Origin of the sequence: Arthrobacter sp. H41, assembly GCF_000520535.1 — a bacterium.
Classification (GTDB): domain Bacteria; phylum Actinomycetota; class Actinomycetes; order Actinomycetales; family Micrococcaceae; genus Arthrobacter_D.
Genome location: NZ_KI914819.1, coordinates 102,544 through 103,359 on the forward strand (window position 1 = coordinate 102,544; position 816 = coordinate 103,359).

The window sequence follows — 816 nt, forward strand, 5'->3', positions numbered from 1 at the left end:
TACATCCGGATGCGGTCACGGACGTGGCCTCCGAGCAGCTGGTGCACGGGGACGCCGAGCGACTTCCCATGGATGTCCCACAGCGCCTGGTCCAGGCCGGCGACCGCGCTCGCGAGAATGGCGCCGCCACGGTAGAAGGACCCCTTGGTCATCACCTGCCACAGATCCTCGATGCGCAGCGGGTCGGCACCGATCAGCAGTTCGGACAACTGCTCGACGGCGGTCCGCACCGTCTCGGATCTGCCTTCCACGACGGGCTCCCCCCAACCGACGATCCCGGTGTCGGTCTCCACCCGCACGAAGAGCCAACGTGGGGGAACGAGGAAGGTTTCAATCCTGCTGATGCGCATGGACCCTACTGCCATCTGGGCCTCGACCGCGTCGGCGATGAGCCCGCCGATCCAGCCGTACATCCGGATGCGGTCACGGACGTGGCCTCCGAGCAGCTGGTGCACGGGGACGCCGAGCGACTTCCCATGGATGTCCCACAGCGCCTGGTCCAGGCCGGCGACCGCGCTCGCGAGAATGGCGCCGCCACGGTAGAAGGACCCCTTGGTCATCACCTGCCACAGATCCTCGATGCGCAGCGGGTCGGCACCGATCAGCAGTTCGGACAACTGCTCGACGGCGGTCCGCACCGTCTCGGATCTGCCTTCCACGACGGGCTCCCCCCAACCGACGATCCCGGTGTCGGTCTCCACCCGCACGAAGAGCCAACGTGGGGGAACGAGGAAGGTTTCAATCCTGCTGATGCGCATGGACCCTACTTTCAGTCAATCGAGCCGCGATCCGGTCCACCAGGACGATCGGCGGGGG

1 pseudogene is annotated in these 816 nt (G+C 66.7%); it reads right to left on the minus strand.

The features are described 5' to 3' along the window. Window positions 1–758, minus strand: a pseudogene (locus tag Y705_RS23270) (hypothetical protein); the annotation flags it as partial. Between the last annotated feature and the right edge of the window lie 58 nt (window positions 759–816).